Below are 21,078 nucleotides of genomic sequence, written 5' to 3' on the forward strand. Positions count from 1 at the left end.
GGCGGTGCCCAGCGATCGCGGCGAGTTCCGCCTCACACAGCCCGTCCGGCCGTGTGCGCCACGCCCGCGCGCCGCCGGGCTCCTCTCCGCTTACTACTGACCGCGCGGACCTGCGATGCTGGTAGGAGCCTGCCTGTGAGGAGGCGGTCGCCATGGCGAGCGGGAGCGCGCTCCCGGATCCGGGTGAGCGATGGCTGGACGAGTTGCTCGTCGAGGCGCATGCCGCGGCCCCGATGGACCTTCCTGAGCTGGTCGACCGATGTGCCACGGCCCTCGGTCTCGATCGGACCGTGGTGTATCTGGTCGACATCCAGCAACGGGAGCTGATCCCGCTCACCGCCGGGATGCCCCACCTCGACGTGGATTCCACGGCGGGCGGAGCGGCGTATCGGGCCCTTGACCTGCGGATCGAGGATTCGGACGACGGCGCCCTCACTGCCTGGCTACCACTGATCGACGGAGCGGAACGGCTCGGCGTGCTCGGTGTCAGGGCAAGCGACTTCAACGCGGCACGCCTGCGCCGCTGCCGGATGCTCGCGTCCGTGCTCTCCATGACGATCACCTCCAAGCGCGCGTACAGCGACAGCCTGGCGCGGCGCGCCCGTACGGAGCGGATGATGCTGCCCGCCGAGATGCTGCGCGCCTTCCTGCCGCCACGGACGATCGGCAACGCCCGCGCGCTGTCGACGGCGGTGCTGGAACCCGCGTACGAGATCGGCGGCGACGCCTTCGACCACTCACTGACCCGCTCGACCCTGCACGTCGACATCTTCGACTCGATGGGTCACGACCTGGCGGCGGGCCTGACCACGGCCGTCGCGCTCGCGGGCTGTCGCAGCACCCGCCGCAACGGCGGCGATCTCCCGGAGATGGCCGACACCATCGACAAGGCGCTCGCGCGCTGGCTGCCGGAGCAGTTCTGCACCGGCGTCCTCACTCAGCTGGATCTCGCGAGTGGCCTGTTCCGGTGGTGCAACTGCGGGCATCCGCCGCCTCTGCTGATCCGGGGAGGCCGCGTGCTGAAGGGGGAACTGGAACGGCCCGCCCAGCCGCCGATGGGCTCGCCGAACCGGTTCCACGACAGCCCCCGCACGGTTCACGAGGCGCAACTGGAGCCCGCGGACCGGGTGTTGCTCTATACGGACGGGGTCGTCGAGTCACGGATGAATGACCAGTCGGAATTCGGACTCGACCGCTTCACCAGCTCCATCATCCGGGCCACCGCGGCCGGCGAACTGGCTCCCGAGGCACTGCGCCGGCTCATCCACTCGATTCTCGACGCCAATGATGACCGGCTGCGCGACGATGCCACGATGCTGCTCGTCGGATGGCGGCCGGGCGTCGACTGGCGGCCGGGCCCCGCCTGAGGACACCGCACGGCGCGGGTCCACCGGGGAGACCCGGGGGACCCACGCCCGCTTTCTGGACTGCCGGGCCGCCGTTCAGTGGCTGGGACCGCGCCGGCCGCCACGTCCCCTGTCGTCCTGTCCGGGGGCGTCGAACTCGACCTGCTCCTTGCGGACGTCGGCCGACACCTCCTTCTGCTCGGTGACCTTCTCGGTCTCCATGCGTACCCGCTCCACCGGCACGGCCTCCTTACGGACGACCGCCTCCTCGGCGTGCAGGATCAGCTCGGTCTCGGCGTTGCCCATGGGGGCGCGGCCGATGGTGCGGTCGCCCGGCTTGATGGGCTCGCGCACGATACGGACCTCTTCGTGGGTGACGGGGACGGTGGTCGTGACGTTCTCCGTCACCACGACCTTCCGGAGCCGTGCCCGACCGGACTCGTGCTCCTCGGTGCCGACCCGAAGCCGCTCTTCCGAACGCACCATTTCGTCCTCGCCGCGACCGGTGGCGGGCCCGGTTGCGGCCTCGGCGGTGTCCGGCCGGCCGGTCATGCCTGCCCGGGCCGAGGTGTCGGTACGGCCCTGGGCGCCGTTGCCGCTCACGGCCTCCCGGCCGGTCATGCCTTCCTTGGCGGCCTGGCCGGGCGCCGGGCTCATGCCCGGTGCCCCACTGCGCCCGGCGGGGCGGGTGAGGCCGTAGTGGTCGTAGAGTTCCTGCTCCTGGCCGACGTCAAGGTGCTCGTCGGCGTTCATACGAGGGGCTTCCTTGACCAGTTCCTTGTCGTGCGGGATCTGCAGACCGTTCGCGTCGCGGGTGGCGCCCTCCAGGGGTACGAAGGACTCCTTCATCCCGAACATGCCGGTCTTGACTGTCACCCACTCCGCGCGGCCCGTCTCATTGTCGAGGTACGCCTGCTCGACGCTGCCTATCTTCTCTCCGGCTGCGTCGTAGGCGGTCAGACCCGTGAGTTCACCCACGTGGTGGAAGACATCGTCGGCTGCCATCAGTGATCACTCCTTGGCGGCGAGCCGGCGGGGTCCGGTATCCCCGCGCGTCGTCTGACTCGCGTAATTCCATGCGGCACCTGCTGCGAGCGGGCGGCAACCAGGGAAAGCGCCCCTTTGGCCCGTCCGGGGGACAAAGGGGCGCCACGCGCGCCCTGCTGGGCTCCCCGTGGATCGGCGGCCGGATTCAGCCATTCGGGTGACACCTGGTGCGGGGCACCGACCCGCGCTCACGCGTTGTACAGGGACAGATACGGAAAGGAGTCCCCGATGACGCAGATGATGCCGGTGGTGACGATCGTGCCGATGATCGCGACGAATCGATCAGCTGTCGGCCGCCGCTGTCCATACGGCGGTGTCGGGGGCGAGCACGTCCCCCGACAGACTGTCGCTGGCGAGCAGCACGGCGCCGTCCGGCAGTGTCATCGACCGCGCGGAGAGGTTGATCCGGCACTCGAACCGGCCCTTGCGGAAGGCCAGTTCGCCGTCGCGGGCGGGCAGCCAGCTGAACGACTCGTCGCCCCGGAAGCGGGTGCGTACGGACAGGGCGGTGCGGTACAGCTCCAGGAAGGAGTCGGGTTCTCCGGTCTGGACGTCCACCGCGTGATCGCCCCAGCCGTCCGGCTGCGGGAGCCAGCTGCCGCCGGGCCCGAAGCCGTGACTGGTGCCGGAGCGGGTCCACGGGAGCGGGATGCGGCAGCCGTCGCGGCCCTTGGTGGTGCGTCCGGTCCGCTCCCACATGGGGTCGCGCAACGCGTCGAGCGGCAGGTCGGAGACCTCGGGAAGGCCGAGTTCCTCGCCCTGGTAGAGGTAGGCGCTGCCCGGCAGGGCGAGGGTCAGGAGAGCGGCGGCCCTGGCCCGCCGGTGCCCGAGGGCGTCGTCCGGCGCGGGGTCGGTGCCGCCACCGGACAGCCAGGCGCGGTAGTCGATGCCCTGCGGAAGCGCGTAACGGGTGCGGTGGCGTACGACGTCGTGGTTGGAGAGCACCCAGGTGGGCAGGGTGCCGACCGCGCGAGCGCCGGTGAGGGAGGTGTCGATGACCTTCCGGAACTCCTCCGCGTCCCAGGGACAGCGCAGATGGAAGAAGTTGAAGGCCTGGTGGAGCTCGTCGGGGCGGGTGTAGAGGGGCAGCCGGGCCGCGCTGACACCCGCTTCGGCGACGGTGATGCGGGGAGGCGCGTAGGAGTCGATGATCTTGCGCCAGGTTCGGTATATGTCGTGGACCTCGTCGCGGTCCCAGAAGGGGTGGTTCTCGCCCTCGGGCGGGGAGTTGAGCGAGGCGGAATCGCGTCCGCCCGTGTCCCGCAGGGGTTCCACGAGGTCCTTGCGCAGGCCGTGGGCGACGTCGATGCGGAAGCCGTCGGCCCCGAGGTCGAGCCAGAAGCGCAGGATCCCCTCGAAGTCCGCGAGGACGTCCGGATTCTCCCAGTTCAGATCGGGCTGCTCGGCGGAGAAGATGTGCATGTACCACTGGCCGTCCGGCACCCGTGTCCAGGCGCCGCCGCCGAATTTCGACTTCCAGTCGGCGGGCGGCAGGTCCCCGTCCGGGCCCCGCCCCTCCCGGAAGATGAAACGGTCCCTGGCCGGCGAGCCGGGCGGTGACGCGAGCGCTTCGACGAACCAGGGGTGCTGGTCGGAGCAGTGGTTGGGCACGACGTCGACGATGACCTTGAGGCCGAGCCCATGCGCGCGGCGCACGAGGGCGCGGAAGTCGTCGAGGGTGCCGTGGCGGGGGTCGACGCCCCGGTAGTCGGAGACGTCGTAACCGGCGTCGGTCCAGGGCGAGGGGTAGAAGGGGGTGAGCCACAGGGCGTCGACGCCGAGACCGGCGAGGTGGTCGAGCCGGTCCGTGATCCCGCGCAGATCGCCGATCCCGTCGCCGTCCGCGTCGGCGAAGCTCGGCACGTACACCTGGTAGACGACAGCCTCGCGCCACCAGTCGGGCGCGGGCCGTGACAGGTGGTCGCGGGGGGTGTCGAGGGTGTTCGGGATCACGGGTGCCTCTCGTGCTGATCTTCGGCCCGGTGGTGCGGGTGGTGTCTGGTGCGTGGGGTGTTTCGTGCGACGGATGGTGCGTCGTACGAAGGACACCCTTTCACCGCGCGACGTCAGGCTGAAGGTCACCCGTTCGATGGTTATGGAAGGGATGTCCGGGGGAGTCCGGAGGGTGTCCGCCCGCCCGTGCGGGCGGGTGGCTCCGGGGTGTGCCGCGGACCAGGACGCCGAGCCCGCCGAACCGAGGTGGCTACTCCATGAGGAAGACCTGCTCCATGGGTGCCCACCAGTCGTCGGGTCCCGCCTCGGGGACCCGCTCCTGGCAGGGGTCGGTCAGCTTCCACCACGCCCGCGTCGCCGCGTCGTCCGCCATCGCCGCGAGATCGGCCGCCAGGTCGTCACCGTGGTACTCGAAGTAGCTGAAGAGCCGGTCGCCCAACAGGTGGATCGAGTAGTTGGCGATGTGACTGGCGCGCAGCCGGGCGAGTACGGGCTCCGGTACGGCGCGGTGGAGTTCCCGGTACTCGTCCAGCTTCTCCGGACGCACCTTGATGACCTGCGCGATGCGGCGCATCAGCCCTCCGTCGGGGCCGGGGCGGCTTCGGCGCTCGGCGCGTGCGAGTAGAAGACCGACTTGTTCTGCTTGGTGCGGTGGGCCCCGGACTTGGCGACGAGTTGTTCCAGCGCGTTGCGCACCACGTTGATGTTGGAGTTGCGTGACGGGTGGTCCGCGGCCAGCTCGGCGGAGACCTCCGCGGCCGAGCGGGGCTCGCCGTGGCTGGCCAGCAGTGTGCCGACCAACTGGGCCAGGCTGGGCTGCTTCTCGGCCGCTCCGGCCGCCGCGGGCGCCTTCGCGCGGCGTCTCGCCGACCGCGCCGCCGGTACCCGTGCGCTCCGCGCGGCCTTGGGCGCGGCGCCGTCGGCGAACACCCGCTGCACACCGAGCAGCAGAGCGTGGTCACGCTCCAGGGTCTCCAACTGGCCCTGAAGATCGCCGATCTCGGCGCGCAGACGTTTCTGCTCCGCCTCGTTGCGTTCCAGGTCGCCGGCGACCTGGACCTCGTACTGCGACTGGACGCTCGTGAACTCGGTATCGGCACTGCCGGACATGTATCGCTCACTTCCTATGGACGACATCCGCGTGACCTCCCACGGCTGTTCGCGATGGTACTTCTGCCGGCGCGCCCGCCCTCAGGCCGTCCATCAGGTAACACCTTGCTGAACCACGCGTGGTTGCTGGGTGGGCCAGGGGGGCAAGTGCACCTTGAGCGGCGATCTCGCCGCGACAGTCGAACGAGAGTGAGGGCCGGGATGGATGACATGTGGGTATTCGCGGTCGAGTCGGGCCATGTGCCGGGTATGGACCTCACCGGTTACAGCGTCCATGCGACCGATGGAACGGTGGGAAGCGTGGACAGACAGTCCGAAGGCTCACCTTACGAACACCTGGTGGTGGACACCGGTATGTGGGTCTTCGGAAAGAGTCTCGTCATTCCCGCGGGGCTGGTGACCTCGATCGATCCGGCCGGGCGGGTGATCCAGGTCGGCTGTACGAAGTCGACCGTCAAGGGCGCTCCGGTGTTCGAGCGCGATCACGACACCAGGGATCCGGCCTACCTCGGCGGTCTGAGCACTTACTACACCTCTTTGGTTACTACTTCCTGACAACACGTCACGCACCAGCGCCCCGGCAGGACGCTGCCGGGGCGCTGGCGGATCACCTGGTGGTGTCCCTGGGCGAGGTGTCCTAGGCGGGGACGATGTTCTCCGCCTGGGGGCCCTTCTGACCCTGCGTGACCTCGAAGGTCACCTTCTGGCCCTCCTGGAGCTCACGGAAGCCCTGGGTGGCGATGTTGGAGTAGTGGGCGAAGACGTCGGGGCCTCCACCGTCCTGCTCAATGAATCCGAAGCCTTTTTCCGAGTTGAACCACTTGACGGTACCGCTGGCCATGTGTCCTCCAAAGGACTCATAACGGTCCCCGCACCGTGCGGGAACCGGAGGTGATCGCCCTGGTCCTCAGAGACGTTGAACAGCCGAATCGCCCGCGACTGTGATCACGGGCGACAAAGTACTTCGGAACCACGACAGCTAAAACTGACGCTACACGTCTCCTCGCTTCCAGACCACAGAAACGATCAAGCGTGACGCCCGACAACACCCGCACAGTGCAGTGATGACGTACCGCGACCCGCATTTTGTCCCTCGGGAGAGGGAACTGTCCGTGAATGTCCCGTGCCCGAGCCGCGTGTCGGAACTGTCGGTAGGCTGAGTCGTGATGTTCACCCCACAGGGCCCGACCCTTCGCGAACTGACCGTGCAGGCGCTCTCGTCGACCGAGCACGGCTACGACCTGCTCGCCCCGAAGTTCGATCTGACCCCGTTCCGCACTCCGGACCGCGTCCTGGACGCCGTGGCGGACACCCTCGGCGCGCTCGGCCCCTTCCGTGCGGGACTGGACATCTGCTGCGGCACCGGAGCGGGTGTGGACGTGCTGCGAGAGGTGTGCGTCGAGCGGGTCACCGGCGTCGACTTCAGCGCCGGCATGCTCGCCACCGCCAGGTCCGCCCTGCTGACGAAGGACGGTTCGGGCGGGGCCGGTTCGGGCGGGGCCGTCGTCGATCTCATACGGGCCGACGCCCGCGCGCTCCCCTTCCGCGCCGCCTTCGACGTGGCCGTGAGCTTCGGCGCGTTCGGCCACTTCCTGCCGTCGGAGCGGCCGGCTCTCTTCACACGGGTGCGTGAAGTCCTGCGGCCCGGCGGTGTTTTCGTCTTCCCGGTGCCCGCGCCGCCACGCGTCGGCTCGCGGCTGTACTGGACGCTCTGGGGCTTCGACGCGGCGATGCGGGCCCGTAACGCGTTGTGGCGTCCGCCCTTCGTCATGTACTACCGCACCTTCCGGCTCACCGACGTGGTGGACGAGTTGATCCGTACGGGCTTCGAGGTGGATCTCGTCGCGCTCGACGGTCTGGGACGGCGGCCCGACGGAAGTCCGCGCTGTCGCGTGGTGGTCGCGCGCCGGCCGTGACGGATCGGGGTGTCAGGCCGCCGGTCCGGATGGTTCGGTACGGCGCCGGGCCCAGCCGAGCACGACGACCGAGGCGAGCGCCGCGAAGGCGCACCAGGTCGAGACGAACGCCAGCCGCCAGATCACCACGCAGACCACCGCTCCGACGGCCACCAGGCCGCCGAGCAGCCGCACCGTCCGGTCGCCGGAGAGCAGCAGCGCACCGATGGTGGCGAGGAGGTAGCCGGCCACGACGATCTCCGGCTGCGGCAGATGGACGGCGTATCCGATGGTGTGGCCGCGGATGTCGGCCGTCACCTCTCGGGTGGCGAGGTAGTACGAGAGCGCGGCGGCAGTGGCGACACCGGAGGCGACGGGCACGGCCAGCCTGCGGCGGGACTCCGGCGGCGAGGCCAGCAGTACGGCCAGGGGGACCCAGAGGGCCAGCAGGGGCATCGCGATGACGGCCCAGGCCGTGGTGGCGGGCCCCGCGCCGCCGCCCGAGTCCCAGACGACGGACTCGACGATCTGGTGGGCGCCGAGGAGCAGCGGAAGGGCGGCGAGCGGCAGATCGCGGACCCGGCGTACGTGCGCGACGCAGGCCACTCCGACCGCGCCGATACAGACTCCCGCGGTGAGGTCGGCGGTCGCGCTCCAGCACATCGCGCCATCCAGGGACCGAAAGGGACGGTGATGGCGTGATCACCGTATGGCGGGTCCGATCGTACGGTTCCGGGGAGCGTCCGGGCGGGTGACGCGGCTGTCGCGGCGGCCTCGGGTGGCGGCCGGACGGAGGGCCGACGGCGGTCCGCCGGCCCTCCGTGGTGAATCTGTCGCCGCCGTCAGATCCGGCCCCGGGTCAGCCGGGAGAGGGGACCTCGTGGCCTGGCCGTCCGCCGGCCCAGCATGAAGGCGCCTCCGGCCAGGCCGACGACCCCGGCGGCGGCTCCCGCCGCGACGGCCTTCCGGTGTTTGACGACGGTCCAGGCCGTGGTGGCCTTGGTGGCCGCCTTGCCCGCCGTCGACGTGACCGCCTGTCGGCCGCTCTCCCAGCCGGCCGTGGCGGCTCGCCTGGTCGCCTCGCCTGCCGATCGCACACTCGCCTCGGCGGACTTCTCGGCCGCCCGGGCGGAGGACTTGACCTTGGCGGCCGTACCGTTCGCGTTCCTGTTCGCTGCGCTGTGCTCAGTCATGAGGTTCGTGTTGCCGCTCGACACGGCCCGAAACACCGGGGGTTGGCCTCGGCCGTGTGACGGCGGCGCGCCCATCAGGGCGACATCCGCCGCAGATGGATCGCCGTGCTGGCCCAGTCGCCCGCCGGCAGCTCCAGCGGCAGTCCGTGCTCCGTCAGGACGGTCGCGTGGTGCGACACCCCCGTCGCCACATCCCGGTAGACCGCCGCCGGTTCGAGCCCGGCGAGACGCACGGGCAGCTCCGGCCGCCCCCGGCGCGGCGCCCGCTGCCAGGCGAGCAGCAGGGCCTCCGCCCGGTCGGGCGACGTGTACTGCACGACGGTGGGCCCGTCGTCCACGGGTGCCCGCAGCCGGTGCTGAACTCCGTGCTGGACCAGATGACGGACCTGTTTGTACGCGTCCACGAACCCGGCCGCCTCGGCGATCTCTCCGTCCGACCAGCGGGTGAGGTCACCGCCGACGGCCAGCACCCCCGCCATCGCGACATGGAAGCGGAAGGCCAACGGGACCGTGCGCGCGGTGAGTTCGTTGGGTACGTCGGTGACCCAGGCGGCCATCGTCGACGCCGGGTAGATCTGGCTGTAGCCGTGCTGGATGGCGACGCGGTCGGCCGCGTCGGTGTTGTCGGAGGGCCAGGCCTGGTCGGTGCGGGACAGGATGCCGAGGTCCACCCGCCCGCCGCCGCCGCTGCACGCCTCGATACGCAGCCGGGGATGGTCGGCGCGCAGCCGGTCGATGACGCGGTAGAGGTTGTGCACGTACGCGCTCCACAGCCGGTCGTCACCGTCGGGGCCGGCTGTCTGGTCGGCTGCGGGGCCCGCCTCGGTGAACGGCCGGTTCATGTCCCACTTCAGGAAGTCGATGCCGTTGTCGGCGACGAGCGCGGTGAGCCACCCGTAGGCCCAGTCGGCGACGTCGTCCCTGGCGAAGTTGAGCACGAGCTGGTTGCGCAGTTCGGTGCGCGTACGGTGCGGGAAGTGCAGGATCCAGTCGGGGTGCGCGCGGTAGAGGTCGCTGTCGGCGTTCACCATCTCCGGTTCGACCCAGAGGCCGAAGCGCATGCCGAGGCGGTGCACCTCGTCGGACAGGGGGGTCAGGCCCTCGGGGAACCGGTCGGGCGACGGCGTCCAGTCGCCGAGTCCGGCCCGGTCACCGCGCCGGGCGCCGAACCAGCCGTCGTCCAGCACGTACAGTTCCGCCCCCAGTTGGGCGGCCCGCGCCGCGAGGGCCAGCTGCCGCTTCTCGTCGAAGTCGAAGCCGGTGGCTTCCCAGGAGTTGTAGAGCACGGGACGGATCTCGTCGGGGTGCGGCAGGACATGCGCGCGGGTGTACGCGTGCCAGGCGCGGCTCGCCGCGCCGAAGCCGCCGTCCGTGTGGAGCCCGGCGAAGCGCGGCGTGGTGTGGGTCCGGCCGGGGCCGAGGCGCAGGGTCGTGGAGTCGTGCCCCGCGCCGCCGGTGAAGCCGGCGCGGCCGTCGGAGGTGCGCTGGGCGGTGATGCGCCAACTGCCGCTCCAGGCGAGCGCGGCGCTCCACACCTGGCCGTGGTCCTCGCTCGCGCCGCCGTCGTCCACCATGACCCAGGGGTTGAGGTGGTGGCTGGGTATGCCGCGTCTGCTGGTCAGTACGGTCTCGCCGAACGGCATTGTCTCGCGCCGGAGTTGGGTCTCGGCGGCCCACTGCCCGGTGACATGGCCGAGCCGGTAGTCGGCGCGCGGCGGCAGGGTCCAGGCCGCCGAGTCGGCGCGCAGCAGGACGATGTCGTCGGTACCGGTGTTGCGCAGGGTCGTCCAGCGCTCGATCACGTCGCTGTCGTGGTGCACGCGGTAGTGCAGGCCGATGCCGAGCGGGTAGTGCCGGTCGCGGAAGACGAGGTCCAACTCGGCGGCCTCGCCGGGGGTTTCGCGGATGTCGTGGCCGACAGGCTCCCATTCGAGGGCGCGGGTGCCGTCGGCGAACCTGACCTGGAGCGAGGGCACGCCGTAGCGGGCTCCGCCGTCGACGGGCAGTTCCTCGCCGACCGGCGGGCGGCCCTCGAAGCTGTTCGCCTCGCGGTCCACGGGGTGGGGCCGCGCGGCGATCTCCCGTGCCTCGTCCAGCGTCAGCCTGCCGCCCCAGGCCACATGACAGGGCGCTCCGCTGCTGTCGATCCGCACCGCGTACGAGGTGCGCGGGGTGCTGATCAGCCACAGGGCGGCGTCCGGGGCGTAGGAGATCTGGGCCATGGAGATCCTCACGTTCGGGGGCAGCACTGTAACGGCAGGTAGCCAATCTCCCCTTTGATCCGCTGTCAAGTGCCCCGTCTCAGCGAGCTTTTCCCTGAGAGCCAGGTGGTCAAATCCCACTTCGCAGGGTTCCTGTTTTTTTTATTGACAGAGGAAATTAACTCACCTACGTTTCCGGCCATGTCAACGACCGACCAGGTGGAGGCGTTTCCGGCGGCCACCCCCGCCGCCTCCTCGGTCTTCACCACCGTCCTGTCCCAGGGTCCGCTCTCGCGTGTGGAGTTGTCCCGCCGCACCGGCCTCTCGTCGGCCGCCGTGACCAAGGCCGTACGCCCCCTCATGGCGGCGGGCTACTTGGTCGAGGCGGTGGACGACAGCGCCCCGCCGGCTGTGGGGCGGCCCGCCAACCCGGTACGGGTGGACGGCGGCAGGGCCCTGTTCATCGGTGTGAAGGTGACGGCCGACGAGGTGATCGCGGTGCTGGCGGACCTGTGCTGCCGGATCCGGCTGGCCCGCCATGTACCACTCACCGACCGTGAGCCCGGTGCCGTGATCGCCGTGATCGCGGAGCTGACGGCCGAGTTGAGGACGGAGGCCGAGGGTTTCGGCGTCCAGGTGCGGGGCCTCGCGGTCGCCGTGTCCGGCGATGTGGACCGGGCGGCCGGAGCCGTACGGTACTCGCCGTTCCTCGACTGGCGTGACATCGCGCTGGCCGAACTCACGGCGGCGGCGACCGGGCTGCCCACCACCGTGGACAACGACGTACGGGCGCTGACGGTGGCCGAGCAGTGGTTCGGCGCCGGGGTGGGACTCTCCAACTTCGCCCTGGTCACCGTCGGCGCCGGTATCGGCTGCGGTCTCGTCGTCAACGGGAACGTGGTCTCGGGGGCGCACGGTGTGGCCGGGGAGATCGGCCATCTCTCCATCGACCCGCGCGGGCCGCTGTGCCACTGCGGCAACCACGGCTGCGTGGAGGCGATCGCCTCGGACTCGGCCATCGTGCGGCGTATCGAGGGCGACACCGGCGAGCCACTGACCGGCCCGGCACAGGCACTCGAACTCGCCCACGGCGGAAGCCCGGTGGCACGCGCGGCGTACGCGGACGCGGGCGCGGCGATCGGCCGGGCGATCGGCAGCGTGGTCAATCTGCTCGGCCCGAAGCGCGTGATCATCTCGGGCGAAGGGCTCGCGGCGTACGACCTGTTCGCCGCCCAGATCAAGGAGGCGTTCTCCGCGACCGCCTTCAGCACGGCCGATCAGTGCGACGTGATCACGCGTCCGCTGCCGTTCGAGGAGTGGGCGCGCGGGGCCGCGGCCACCGCGATACAGACCTTCATCGGATCCGACACCTTCCAGGAGAAGCGATGACGCAGCAGAGCCGCATACCCGCAGCCGGTGGTCCGCGACGACGCAGCGTCGTCAACGGGCTGATGGGAGCGGGAGCGGTCGCCCTCGCCGGACCCGCCCTGGCGGCGTGCGGCGGCGGTCCGCCGGCCGCCGACCCGAAGACCGTGACGTTCGGGTCCAACGGCGCCGACGCCACGCCGAAGAAGGCGTACGCGGCACTGACCAAGGCCTTCACCAAGGACTCCGAGCTGACGGTCAAGACCAACACGGTCGACCACGACACCTTCCAGAAGAGCATTTCCAGCTATCTCCAGGGCACCCCGGACGACACCTTCACCTGGTTCGCCGGCTACCGCATGCGGTACTTCGCGGAGAAGAAGCTGGCCGGTCCGGTCGACGAGGTGTGGGAGACCATCGGCTCCGGGTTCAGCGAGGCAGCGAAGCAGCTCTCGAAGGGCACCGACGGCACGTACTACTTCGTACCGCTGTACAACTATCCGTGGGCCGTCTTCTACCGCAGGAGCGTCTTCAAGGAGCGCGGCTACACGGCGCCTGCCACCTGGGCGCAGTTCGTCGCGCTGGCCAAGAGGATGAAGAAGGACGGGCTCTCGCCCATCGCCTCCGGTTACGGCGGTGGCGACAGCTGGTCCATCCTGGGCGCCTTCGACTATCTGAACCTGCGTGCCAACGGCTACGACTTCCATATGGAGCTGATGCGCGGCGACGTCGCGTGGAGCGACCGGCGCATGAGTACGGTGCTCGACCTGTGGCGGGAGATCGCCCCGTACCACCAGCCGGGCGCCGGCGGTCGCTCGTGGCAGGACGCGGCCCAGTCGCTGCTCGACAAGAAATCAGGCATGGCGGTCATCGGGCTCTTCCTGGGGCAGCAGATCACCGACCAGGCCCTGCGCGAGGACATCGACTTCTTCCCGTTCCCGGAGATCGACCCGGCGCACGGCATCGACAGCGTCGAGGCGCCGACCGACGGATTCATGCTCAGCCGCAAGCCCAAGAACCCCGAAGGCGCCCGCAAGTTCCTCGAATTCCTCGGCAGCCCCGAGGCGGAGAACATCTACATGGGCGTCGACCCGAGCAATGTCGCCGTCCACAGCAAGGCCGACACCAGCGCGTACAACGCGCTGCAGAAGAAGTCGGCGGAGCTGATCGGTGCTGCGAAGCACATCACCCAGTTCGGCGACCGGGACAGCGATCCGGGGTTCATCTCCACCGTCGTGCTGCCCGGCCTGACGCAGTGGCTCGGCCATCCGGACGACGGGGCGGCCACGCTGAAGAAGATCGAGTCGCAGCGCTCGCGCTTCTTCCCCGGCTGAGCCCGTCCCGACCCGAGCCGCCACCCCGTCGAGCCGCCTGAGGGACGCCCACCCCTATGACTTCCACACTCGAAGCACCGGAGGAACCGGTCACGCCCGCCGCGCCCGCCGCGCCAGATCCGCCGGCCCGCCGGCGCAGGCCGCGCCGGCTCGGCCCGCTCGACCGGCTGTTCCTCGGCGTCATCGTCGGTCTGCCGCTGCTGGCCCTGCTGGTCTTCGTCTGGCTGCCGGCGCTCGCCTCGTTCGCGCTCTCCTTCACCAGTTGGGACGGCATCTCGCTGTCGGACATCGACTGGATCGGCTGGGCCAACTACCGGGAGATCTTCACCAATTACCCGCCGTTCTGGCCGGCCGTCCAGCACAACGTGATCTGGCTGCTGTTCACCGCGCTGCTGCCGACGCCGTTCGGGATCTTCCTCGCGTACCAGCTCGACCGGAAGATCCGCTTCACCCGGATCTACCAGACCGCGATCTTCCTGCCCATGGTGCTGTCCCTCGCGGTGGTCGGGCTGATCTGGGAGATCATCTACAACCCGGACAACGGGCTGCTGAACGGCATCATCGGCGCGGCGTCGCCCGGCACCCACATCGACTGGCTCGGCGACCCCGACCTCAATCTGTGGGCCGTGCTCGTCGCGTCCGCGTGGCGGCACACCGGCTACATCATGATCCTCTATCTGGCCGGGCTCAAAGGCTTCGACCCCGCGCTCAAGGAGGCCGCCGCGCTGGACGGCGCCAATGGCCGGCAGACGTTCCTGCGCGTGGTCTTCCCCGCGCTGAAGCCGGTCAACATCGTCATCCTCGTTGTCACGGCGATGGAGTCGCTGCGCGCCTTCGACATCGTGTACGTCCTCGGCGGCGGCATCGGCAGCAAGCCCGGCATGGAACTGCTCTCCCTCCTGATCACCGACAACATCGTCGGCGAGACCAGTCACATCGGTTACGGCTCGGCGATCGCGGTGATCATGCTGCTGGTCTCGCTGACCGCCATCTGCACCTTCCTCGTACAGAACTTCCGCAAGGACAAGGAGGAGGAGTGACCGCGACCGCCACACCTCCGGCCGCCCGGCCACGGGCGCCGCACGGCACACCTCCCCACCGGAGCTCACGCCCGCGCCGCCAGACGGGCCGTCATCTCCTCCTCGCCGGGATCTCCCTGCTGTGGCTGGTCCCGCTGCTGTGGGCGATGTACACCTCGCTGCGACCGTACGAGGACACCGCGAAGAACGGCTATCTGTCCTGGCCCAGAGGCTTGAGTCTGGAGAACTTCGGCGACGCCTGGGCGCAGTCGGGGCTCGCGCACTTCTTCTGGAACTCGGTGCTCGTCACCGTGCCCGCCGTGCTCGGCACCCTCTTCTTCTCCGCCGCGGTCGCCTTCTACGTGTCGCGCTTCGACTTCCGCTGGAACATCGCGCTGCTGATGCTGTTCACCGCGGGCAATCTGCTCCCGGCCCAGGTGCTCATCACGCCGCTGTACCGGCTGTATCTCCAGTGGAATCTGCCCGGTTGGATGAGCGACTCCTATCTGCTCTACAACTCCTACTGGGGCATCATCGTCATCCATGTCGCCTACCAGTGCGGCTTCTGCACCTTCGTGCTGAGCAACTACATGAAGACGATCCCGAAGGAGATCACCGAGGCCGCGCTCGTGGACGGCGCGCCCGTGTGGCGGCAGTTCTTCCAGATCGTGCTGCCGCTGTGCCGGCCGGCGTTCGCCGCGCTCGCGACGCTGGAGTCGATCTGGATCTACAACGACTTCTTCTGGCCGCTCGTGCTGATCGAGACCGGTGACAAGCGTCCCGTGACCTCCGCGCTCGCCGGCCTGGAGGGGCAGTACTTCACCAATCCCAACCTCATCGCGGCCGGTGCGCTGATGACCGCGATTCCCACGCTGATCGTGTACTTCGCGCTCCAGCGCCAGTTCATCAGCGGTCTGACGATCGGCGCCGGCAAGTAGCCGAACCCCTGGACCCGCACCTCCCCTTCAGAAGAGAGCAGGAGGCCCTTTCCCATGCGCCCACCCACCCGCACCGCGGCGAGAACGCTGCGTGCCGCGCTCGTCCTCGCCGTCATGGCAGGTCTCGCCGTCGCCGTACCGGCGTCGGTTCAGGCGTCCGACGTACGCGGCCACACCGCCGCAGCAGGCCCGGCCGCGGCCACGCCCCCCGCTGCGGACCCCGCCGCGGCCATCGCCGAGAAGCCGTACATGGGCTGGAGCAGCTGGAGCCTCCAGACCACCTCGTATCCGGGGGTGAACCCCAACGGCAACTACAGCTATCTCACCGAGGCCAACGTCACCAAGCAGACGGACGCGCTGGCTTCCAAGCTCAAGAAGTACGGCTACGAGTACGTCAACATCGACGCGGGCTGGTGGCGCGGCTGGGACTGGACGCCGGAGTTCGACGAGTACGGGCGCCAGAAGACCAACACGGAGCGCTTCCCCAGCGGGATGAAGGCGGTCGCGGACCGTATTCACGGCAAGGGGCTCAAGGCCGGTATCTACCTTCCCGTGGGTCTGGAGAAGGAGGGGTACGGGGACGGCAAGCTGCGGATCTGGAACACCGACGACTGCACCACCGGGGACATCGTCCACAGCGATCTGCGGACGACCAACGGCTGGGACAGCTCGTACAAGATCGACTTCTCGAAGCCGTGCGCGCAGAAGTACATCGACTCGCAGGCCCGGCTCATCGCCGACTGGGGATACGACTTCCTCAAGCTGGACGGTGTGGGTCCGGGATCCTTCAAGAGCGGTGACCAGTACGACAACCGCACGGATGTCGCCGCCTGGCAGAAGGCCATCAAGAACACCGGGCGCCCCATCCACCTGGAGATCTCGTGGTCGCTCGACATCAACTACGCCAAGGACTGGCAGGCCACGTCCAACGGATGGCGTGTGGACACGGACGTCGAGTGCTACTGCAACACCCTCGTGTCGTGGGAGAACTCGGTCGAGGACCGGTGGCGTGACACACCGGGCTGGACGCGTTACGCCGGGCCCGGCGGCTGGAACGACCTGGACGCCATCAATGTCGGCAACGCCGCCATGAGCGGCCTCACCAAGGCCGAGCGGCAGAGCTACATGACGCTGTGGGCGGTGGCCAAGTCCCCGCTGTACAGCGGTGACGACCTCACCAAGCTCGACGACTACGGGCTGTCGCTGATGACCAACCGCGACGTGCTGAAGATCAACCAGCAGCCGGGGAAGCCCGCCAAGCCGGTCACCTCGGTCGGCGACGAGCAGGTCTGGGCGTCGGAGAACCCCGACGGCAGCTACACCGTCGCCCTGTTCAACCAGGGTGACTCCGCCTCCCCGGTGACCGCCGACTGGCAGGCGCTCGGCTTCACCGGTCAGGCTTCCGTACGTGATGTGTGGAACCGCGAGAGCCTCGGCCGGCACAAGGACGGCATCACCCAGGCCGTACCGGCGCACGGCTCGCGGCTGTTCACCGTCACCCCGCAGGGGCCCGAGCTGACGACGACCGTGTACGAGGCGGAGTCCCCGGACAACGTCCTCACCGGCTCGGCGTCCGTCGCTGGCTGCGACGAGTGCTCCGGCACGAAGAAGGTCGGCAACCTCTACGTCGGTGGCAAGGTCCAGTTCACGGATGTCGTCGTCAGCAAGACCGGCCGCTATCTGGTGAAGGTCGCCTACACCTCGGGCGATCCACGGTCGATCGGTATCTCGGCCAACGGCAAGGCGCCGGTCGCGACGGCCTTTCCGGCCACCGGCGGCTGGTCGGCGGTCGACTCGATCAGCGTGCCGGTCACGCTGAAGGCGGGCAGCAACACCGTCACCTTCGACAGCGGTGAGGGCTACTCGTCGGACATCGACAAGATCGACGTGCCACGCCTCTGATCCCGGCCGGCCGCGTACCAGAACGAGGGGGGCGCGTCCTGACCGGCGCGCCCCCGGTCCGTCGCCCCGTACCTCCCGTTCCGCAGGAATGGAGTTGCCCCGTGAACGATCAGCATCCGCACACCCCTGACCAGCCCGCCGCCGGTCCCACCGCCTGTCCCACCACTGGTCCCACGCGGCGTCGCGCGCTCACGCTCGCCGCCGGCGTCGGCACGCTCACCGCGCTCGGCGCACTTCCCGCCTTTGCCGCCTCCGCGCCCCCGAAGCGCCCCACCACCTCCCCGATGCTCGCCGAGGGCGAGGGCTCGACGACCCGGATGTGGTACCGCGCGCCGGCCGGGAGTAAGACGATGCTGGAGCGGGCCCTGCCGGTCGGCAACGGACGGCTCGGCGCGCTCGTCGGCAACGACCCCGGTCATGAACTCCTCTTCGTCTCCGACGCCACGATGTGGACCGGCGGGATCAACGACGTACTGGACGCCGACGGACAATTCCCTTACGGGCGCGCCGACTTCGGCAGCTTCACCCAGCTGGCCCATGTGTCGATCGACATCCCGGACCACGATCTCGGCACGGTCAACGACTACCGCCGCGAACTCGACGTCGACCAGGGCCTGGTCACCTCCAACTACGTCCGGTCGGGTGTCGGCTACGAGCGCCGCGTCTTCGCCAGCCATCCGGACGACGTGATCGTCGTCCACTTCTCTCAGCGCGGCGGCGGCCACTACACCGGCACGATCTCGCTCGACGGCACCCATGACGAGACGACATCGGCGGACGGCGGGAGCGACACCCTGTTCCTCGGCGCGGAGTTCGCCAACGGGCTGCGGTACGGTGCCGCCGTCACCGCACGCAGCAGAAGCGGTTCGGTCACCACGCGCGACTCGCGGATCGTCTTCACCCGGTGCGCCGACCTGACCGTGGTCATCAGCGGCGGCTCGAACTACGCCCCGGACCACACCACCGGCTACCGCGACCCGGACCTCGATCCGGTCGCCCTCGCCAGGGCCAAGGTGCAGAGCGCCGTACGCCACTCCCCCACCACGCTGCTCCACACCCATGTCGCCGACCACCGCGACCAGTTCGACGGAATGAGCGTCTCGCTGGGGCCGTCGACGGGCGAGCAGCGGGCCCTGGATACCTGGGAGCGGCTGAAGCACCGTACGCAGCAGGACGTGCCCGATCCCGAACTCGAAGCGCTGTACGTCCAGTTCGGCCGCTATCTGATGATCAGCAGCTCGCGGGACGGACTGCCGGTGGCCCTCCAAGGGCCGTGGCTGGACGGCAACGACCCGGACTGGATGGGCGACTACCACACCGACGTCAATATCCAGATGAACTACTGGATGGCCGACCGCACCGCGCTCTCGCGCAACTTCGACGCGTTCACCGACTACTGTCTCGCGCAGCTCCCGGTCTGGTCCGAACTCACCCGCACCCACTTCAACGATCCGCGCAACCGGTTCCGCAACTCCTCCGGCCGGGTGGCCGGTTGGACGGTGGCGTACTCGACGAACATCTACGGCGGACTCGGCTGGTGGTGGCACCCGCCGGGCAACGCGTGGCTGTGCAACTCGCTCTGGGAGCACTACCAGTACACGCGGGACCTGGCGCATGTGAAGAAGATCTACCCGATGCTCAGAGGTGCCTGCGAGTTCTGGGAGACCCGGCTGGTGACCATGACGGTCAGGGACGCGGAGAGCGGCGAGGACCGAGAGGTCCTGGTCGCCGACAACGACTGGTCCCCGGAGCACGGCCCGCAGGACGCGAAGGGCATCACCTACGCGCAGGAGGTGGTCCGCGACCTGTTCGCCAACTACCGGGAGGCCTGCGAACTGCTGGGCAGGGACGCGGCGTTCGCCAGGACGGTGGCCGGACTCCAGGAGCGTCTGTACATGCCGGAGGTCAGCCCGAAGACCGGCCGGCTCCAGGAGTGGATGTCCCCCGACAATCTCGGCGAGACGACGCACCGTCATCTCTCGCCGCTTATGGGCCTGTTCCCCGGGGACCGGATCCGCCCCGACTCCTCCCCGGCGGCTCTGGTGAAAGGCGCGACCGAACTCCTCACCGCCCGTGGGATGGAGAGCTTCGGCTGGGCGAACGCCTGGCGCGCGCTGTGCTGGGCGCGGCTCAAGCACGCTGACAACGCCTACGAGTTGGTGGTCAACAATCTGCGGCCGTCCGTCGACGGCAGCAACGGCACCGCGATGAACCTCTTCGACATCTACGAGGTCGAGAAGGGCCGCGGGATCTTCCAGATCGAGTCCAACTTCGGTACTCCCGCGGCGATGATCGAGATGCTGCTCTACTCGCGGCCCGGCCATATCGAGCTGCTGCCGGCGCTGCCCGAGGCGTGGGCGCGGTCCGGTTCGGTCACCGGCATCGGCGCGCGCGGCGGTTTCGTCGTGGATCTGGACTGGCGGGACGGGAAGGTCCGTGAGGCGAGGATCCGCAGTGTCGGCGGACGGAGGACGAAGGTCACGGCCGGAGGTGTCTCGCACAATGTGGACCTGCGTTCCGGCGGAAGCGTCACGTTGCGGGACTTCGGATGAGCGGGGCCGTACGCCGTCGGCTGGTCGGGGTGCTGGCACTCTGCTCGCTCCTGCTCGCGCCCGCCCATGTCCCGTCCGCCACGGCCGCCGGCGTGGCGGTGCCCGCGCCGCCCGCGAAGTCGGTCGTCACCTGGGCGGCGAGCGCCGACCGGACGGGTGAGGCGGCCGGCGACCGCAGTTACCGGCTGATCGTGCGAACGAGCGTGGGCGGTACGGGACTTCGGGTACGGGTCTCCAACGCGTTCGGGGACCGGCCGCTGGTCATCGGCAGCGCGTACGCCGGGCTCCGCGAGAGCGGCGCCCGGCTGCGCCCCGGCACCAACAGGAGACTCGGCTTCGACGGCTCCGCGTCCGTGACCCTGGCGCCGGGCGAGATCCGCTACAGCGATCCGCTCCCCGGCAGGGTGGCGGCGATGAGCGACCTCGCCGTCAGTCTGTACGTACGGGAGGCGGGCGGACCCGCCACCGGGCACGGGATGGCTCTCCAGACGTCGTACGCCACGGGTGGAAACCACGCGGCGCGGGAGCGGGACGGCGCGTACACGGAGCGGCTGGGGTCGTGGTTCTACCTCGACGCGGTCACCGTGGAGGCGGAGCGCGGCGCCGGCGCGGTCGTGACGCTCGGGGACTCCATCACGGACGGCTGGCAGTCCGGCGCCGACAGGAACCTGCGCTGGCCCGACTTTCTGGCCCGGCGGCTGCACGGCGCGGCGGGCAGCACCGTGAAGGGCGTGGCGAACGCGGGGATCTCGGGCAACCAGGTCCTGGCGGACGGTGCCGCGCAGAGCGCGCTCAAGCGGCTCGACCGGGACGTGCTGTCGCTGCCCGGTGTGCGGACGGTGGTCCTGTTCGAGGGCGTCAACGACATCAAGTCCCACACCGGTGTCACGGCCGCCGCCCTGACGGCGGGTTACCGCGAGATCATCGACCGGTCGCACGCGGCGGGCCTGTGTGTCATCGGCGCCACCGTCCTGCCGTTCAAGGGCTGGTCGGAGTGGGATCCGCAGGAGGAGGCCGTGCGCGCCGAGGTGAACGAGTGGATCCGCACCAGCGGGGCGGTCGACGCGGTCGCGGACTTCGACAAGGTGCTGCGCAGCCCGTACGACGCGGAGCGGATGCTGCCCACGTTCGACGGCGGCGACCATCTGCACCCCAACGACAAGGGCATGCAGGCGATGGCCGACTCGGTCGCGCTCAAGTCCCTGGAGTGCGCCCGCGATTGA

Annotated in this window: 18 protein-coding genes; 10 read left to right on the forward strand and 8 right to left on the reverse strand. The window is 69.6% G+C overall.

Annotated features, from left to right (window positions below):
- Positions 1-152 precede the first annotated feature (152 nt).
- A complete protein-coding gene (locus ACIBLA_RS21755; protein ID WP_399199506.1) occupies positions 153-1,367 on the forward strand; it encodes a PP2C family protein-serine/threonine phosphatase in 1,215 nt (404 codons plus the stop codon).
- Positions 1,368-1,442: 75 nt separating this feature from the next.
- Here the strand turns inward: ACIBLA_RS21755 and ACIBLA_RS21760 are convergent, their stop codons facing one another.
- The 4 genes from ACIBLA_RS21760 to ACIBLA_RS21775 form a co-directional block, all read right to left on the reverse strand.
- Complete coding sequence (locus tag ACIBLA_RS21760; RefSeq protein WP_363246770.1) at positions 1,443-2,351, reverse strand: PRC and DUF2382 domain-containing protein; 909 nt, start codon at positions 2,349-2,351, stop codon at positions 1,443-1,445.
- Between the two features lie 324 nt (positions 2,352-2,675).
- Entirely contained in the window at positions 2,676-4,346 is a 1,671-nt protein-coding gene (locus ACIBLA_RS21765; RefSeq protein WP_399199507.1) for a glycoside hydrolase family 13 protein, read from the reverse strand.
- 250 nt (positions 4,347-4,596) lie between these two features.
- The gene (locus ACIBLA_RS21770; RefSeq protein ID WP_363246768.1) at positions 4,597-4,920 is read right to left on the reverse strand and encodes an L-rhamnose mutarotase; all 324 of its coding nucleotides are present in this window, start codon (positions 4,918-4,920) and stop codon (positions 4,597-4,599) included.
- Positions 4,920-5,456 carry a hypothetical protein gene (locus ACIBLA_RS21775; protein ID WP_399199508.1) on the reverse strand — a complete coding sequence of 179 codons (537 nt, stop codon included), beginning with the start codon at positions 5,454-5,456 and terminating at the stop codon, positions 4,920-4,922. The genes ACIBLA_RS21770 and ACIBLA_RS21775 overlap by 1 nt, the downstream gene beginning before the upstream one ends.
- Positions 5,457-5,657: 201 nt before the next feature.
- On the opposite strand from ACIBLA_RS21775, the gene ACIBLA_RS21780 reads away from it, so the two are divergent.
- The gene (locus tag ACIBLA_RS21780) at positions 5,658-6,011 is read left to right on the forward strand and encodes a PRC-barrel domain containing protein (protein ID WP_363246766.1); all 354 of its coding nucleotides are present in this window, start codon (positions 5,658-5,660) and stop codon (positions 6,009-6,011) included.
- Between the two features lie 82 nt (positions 6,012-6,093).
- Here ACIBLA_RS21780 and ACIBLA_RS21785 read toward each other — a convergent pair whose 3' ends face one another.
- Complete coding sequence (locus ACIBLA_RS21785; RefSeq protein WP_023543681.1) at positions 6,094-6,297, reverse strand: cold-shock protein; 204 nt, start codon at positions 6,295-6,297, stop codon at positions 6,094-6,096.
- Between the two features lie 325 nt (positions 6,298-6,622).
- On the opposite strand from ACIBLA_RS21785, the gene ACIBLA_RS21790 reads away from it, so the two are divergent.
- Positions 6,623-7,372, forward strand: a complete 750-nt coding sequence (locus ACIBLA_RS21790) for a class I SAM-dependent methyltransferase (RefSeq protein WP_399199509.1) — start codon at positions 6,623-6,625, stop codon at positions 7,370-7,372.
- Between the two features lie 12 nt (positions 7,373-7,384).
- Here ACIBLA_RS21790 and ACIBLA_RS21795 read toward each other — a convergent pair whose 3' ends face one another.
- The 3 genes from ACIBLA_RS21795 to ACIBLA_RS21805 all read right to left on the reverse strand — a co-directional run bounded on the left by ACIBLA_RS21795 (position 7,385) and on the right by ACIBLA_RS21805 (position 10,766).
- Positions 7,385-8,014: a DUF6629 family protein gene (locus ACIBLA_RS21795; RefSeq protein ID WP_399199511.1), complete on the reverse strand. Its 630-nt coding sequence runs from the start codon at positions 8,012-8,014 to the stop codon at positions 7,385-7,387.
- Between the two features lie 179 nt (positions 8,015-8,193).
- On the reverse strand, positions 8,194-8,544 hold the full coding sequence (locus ACIBLA_RS21800; protein WP_363246763.1) for a hypothetical protein: 351 nt from the start codon (positions 8,542-8,544) through the stop codon (positions 8,194-8,196).
- Between the two features lie 74 nt (positions 8,545-8,618).
- Complete coding sequence (locus ACIBLA_RS21805) at positions 8,619-10,766, reverse strand: alpha-galactosidase (protein ID WP_399199544.1); 2,148 nt, start codon at positions 10,764-10,766, stop codon at positions 8,619-8,621.
- Between the two features lie 180 nt (positions 10,767-10,946).
- Between ACIBLA_RS21805 and ACIBLA_RS21810 the strand changes: the two genes are divergently transcribed.
- The 7 genes from ACIBLA_RS21810 to ACIBLA_RS21840 all read left to right on the forward strand — a co-directional run bounded on the left by ACIBLA_RS21810 (position 10,947) and on the right by ACIBLA_RS21840 (position 21,078).
- The gene (locus ACIBLA_RS21810; RefSeq protein ID WP_363246761.1) at positions 10,947-12,134 is read left to right on the forward strand and encodes an ROK family transcriptional regulator; all 1,188 of its coding nucleotides are present in this window, start codon (positions 10,947-10,949) and stop codon (positions 12,132-12,134) included.
- Positions 12,131-13,444, forward strand: a complete 1,314-nt coding sequence (locus ACIBLA_RS21815) for an ABC transporter substrate-binding protein (protein ID WP_363246759.1) — start codon at positions 12,131-12,133, stop codon at positions 13,442-13,444. Before ACIBLA_RS21810 ends, ACIBLA_RS21815 begins: the two co-directional genes overlap by 4 nt.
- A 56-nt stretch (positions 13,445-13,500) precedes the next feature.
- Positions 13,501-14,484, forward strand: coding sequence for a carbohydrate ABC transporter permease (locus ACIBLA_RS21820; RefSeq protein ID WP_399199512.1), 984 nt, complete (start codon positions 13,501-13,503; stop codon positions 14,482-14,484).
- Positions 14,481-15,401, forward strand: a complete 921-nt coding sequence (locus ACIBLA_RS21825) for a carbohydrate ABC transporter permease (RefSeq protein WP_399199513.1) — start codon at positions 14,481-14,483, stop codon at positions 15,399-15,401. The genes ACIBLA_RS21820 and ACIBLA_RS21825 overlap by 4 nt, the downstream gene beginning before the upstream one ends.
- Before the next feature lie 54 nt (positions 15,402-15,455).
- On the forward strand, positions 15,456-17,303 hold the full coding sequence (locus ACIBLA_RS21830; protein WP_399199514.1) for an alpha-galactosidase D: 1,848 nt from the start codon (positions 15,456-15,458) through the stop codon (positions 17,301-17,303).
- A 101-nt stretch (positions 17,304-17,404) separates the two neighbouring features.
- A complete protein-coding gene (locus tag ACIBLA_RS21835) occupies positions 17,405-19,855 on the forward strand; it encodes a glycosyl hydrolase family 95 catalytic domain-containing protein (protein WP_399199515.1) in 2,451 nt (816 codons plus the stop codon).
- Positions 19,852-21,078 (forward strand): SGNH/GDSL hydrolase family protein, encoded by a 1,227-nt coding sequence (locus ACIBLA_RS21840; RefSeq protein ID WP_399199517.1) that lies wholly within the window; start codon positions 19,852-19,854, stop codon positions 21,076-21,078. The genes ACIBLA_RS21835 and ACIBLA_RS21840 overlap by 4 nt, the downstream gene beginning before the upstream one ends.

Source organism: Streptomyces sp. NPDC050433 (assembly GCF_044458565.1).
Lineage (GTDB): Bacteria > Actinomycetota > Actinomycetes > Streptomycetales > Streptomycetaceae > Streptomyces.

Bases quoted from the DNA above. Each gene is read 5' to 3' on its own strand.
- ACIBLA_RS21755 (WP_399199506.1), top strand. From the start codon at position 153: ATGGCGAGCGGGAGCGCGCTCCCGGATCCGGGTGAGCGATGGCTGGAC.
- ACIBLA_RS21760 (WP_363246770.1), bottom strand. From the start codon at position 2,351: ATGGCAGCCGACGATGTCTTCCACCACGTGGGTGAACTCACGGGTCTG.
- ACIBLA_RS21770 (WP_363246768.1), bottom strand. From the start codon at position 4,920: ATGCGCCGCATCGCGCAGGTCATCAAGGTGCGTCCGGAGAAGCTGGAC.
- ACIBLA_RS21775 (WP_399199508.1), bottom strand. From the start codon at position 5,456: ATGTCCGGCAGTGCCGATACCGAGTTCACGAGCGTCCAGTCGCAGTAC.
- ACIBLA_RS21780 (WP_363246766.1), top strand. From the start codon at position 5,658: ATGGATGACATGTGGGTATTCGCGGTCGAGTCGGGCCATGTGCCGGGT.
- ACIBLA_RS21785 (WP_023543681.1), bottom strand. From the start codon at position 6,297: ATGGCCAGCGGTACCGTCAAGTGGTTCAACTCGGAAAAAGGCTTCGGA.
- ACIBLA_RS21790 (WP_399199509.1), top strand. From the start codon at position 6,623: ATGTTCACCCCACAGGGCCCGACCCTTCGCGAACTGACCGTGCAGGCG.
- ACIBLA_RS21795 (WP_399199511.1), bottom strand. From the start codon at position 8,014: ATGTGCTGGAGCGCGACCGCCGACCTCACCGCGGGAGTCTGTATCGGC.
- ACIBLA_RS21800 (WP_363246763.1), bottom strand. From the start codon at position 8,544: ATGACTGAGCACAGCGCAGCGAACAGGAACGCGAACGGTACGGCCGCC.
- ACIBLA_RS21805 (WP_399199544.1), bottom strand. From the start codon at position 10,766: ATGGCCCAGATCTCCTACGCCCCGGACGCCGCCCTGTGGCTGATCAGC.
- ACIBLA_RS21810 (WP_363246761.1), top strand. From the start codon at position 10,947: ATGTCAACGACCGACCAGGTGGAGGCGTTTCCGGCGGCCACCCCCGCC.
- ACIBLA_RS21815 (WP_363246759.1), top strand. From the start codon at position 12,131: ATGACGCAGCAGAGCCGCATACCCGCAGCCGGTGGTCCGCGACGACGC.
- ACIBLA_RS21820 (WP_399199512.1), top strand. From the start codon at position 13,501: ATGACTTCCACACTCGAAGCACCGGAGGAACCGGTCACGCCCGCCGCG.
- ACIBLA_RS21830 (WP_399199514.1), top strand. From the start codon at position 15,456: ATGCGCCCACCCACCCGCACCGCGGCGAGAACGCTGCGTGCCGCGCTC.
- ACIBLA_RS21840 (WP_399199517.1), top strand. From the start codon at position 19,852: ATGAGCGGGGCCGTACGCCGTCGGCTGGTCGGGGTGCTGGCACTCTGC.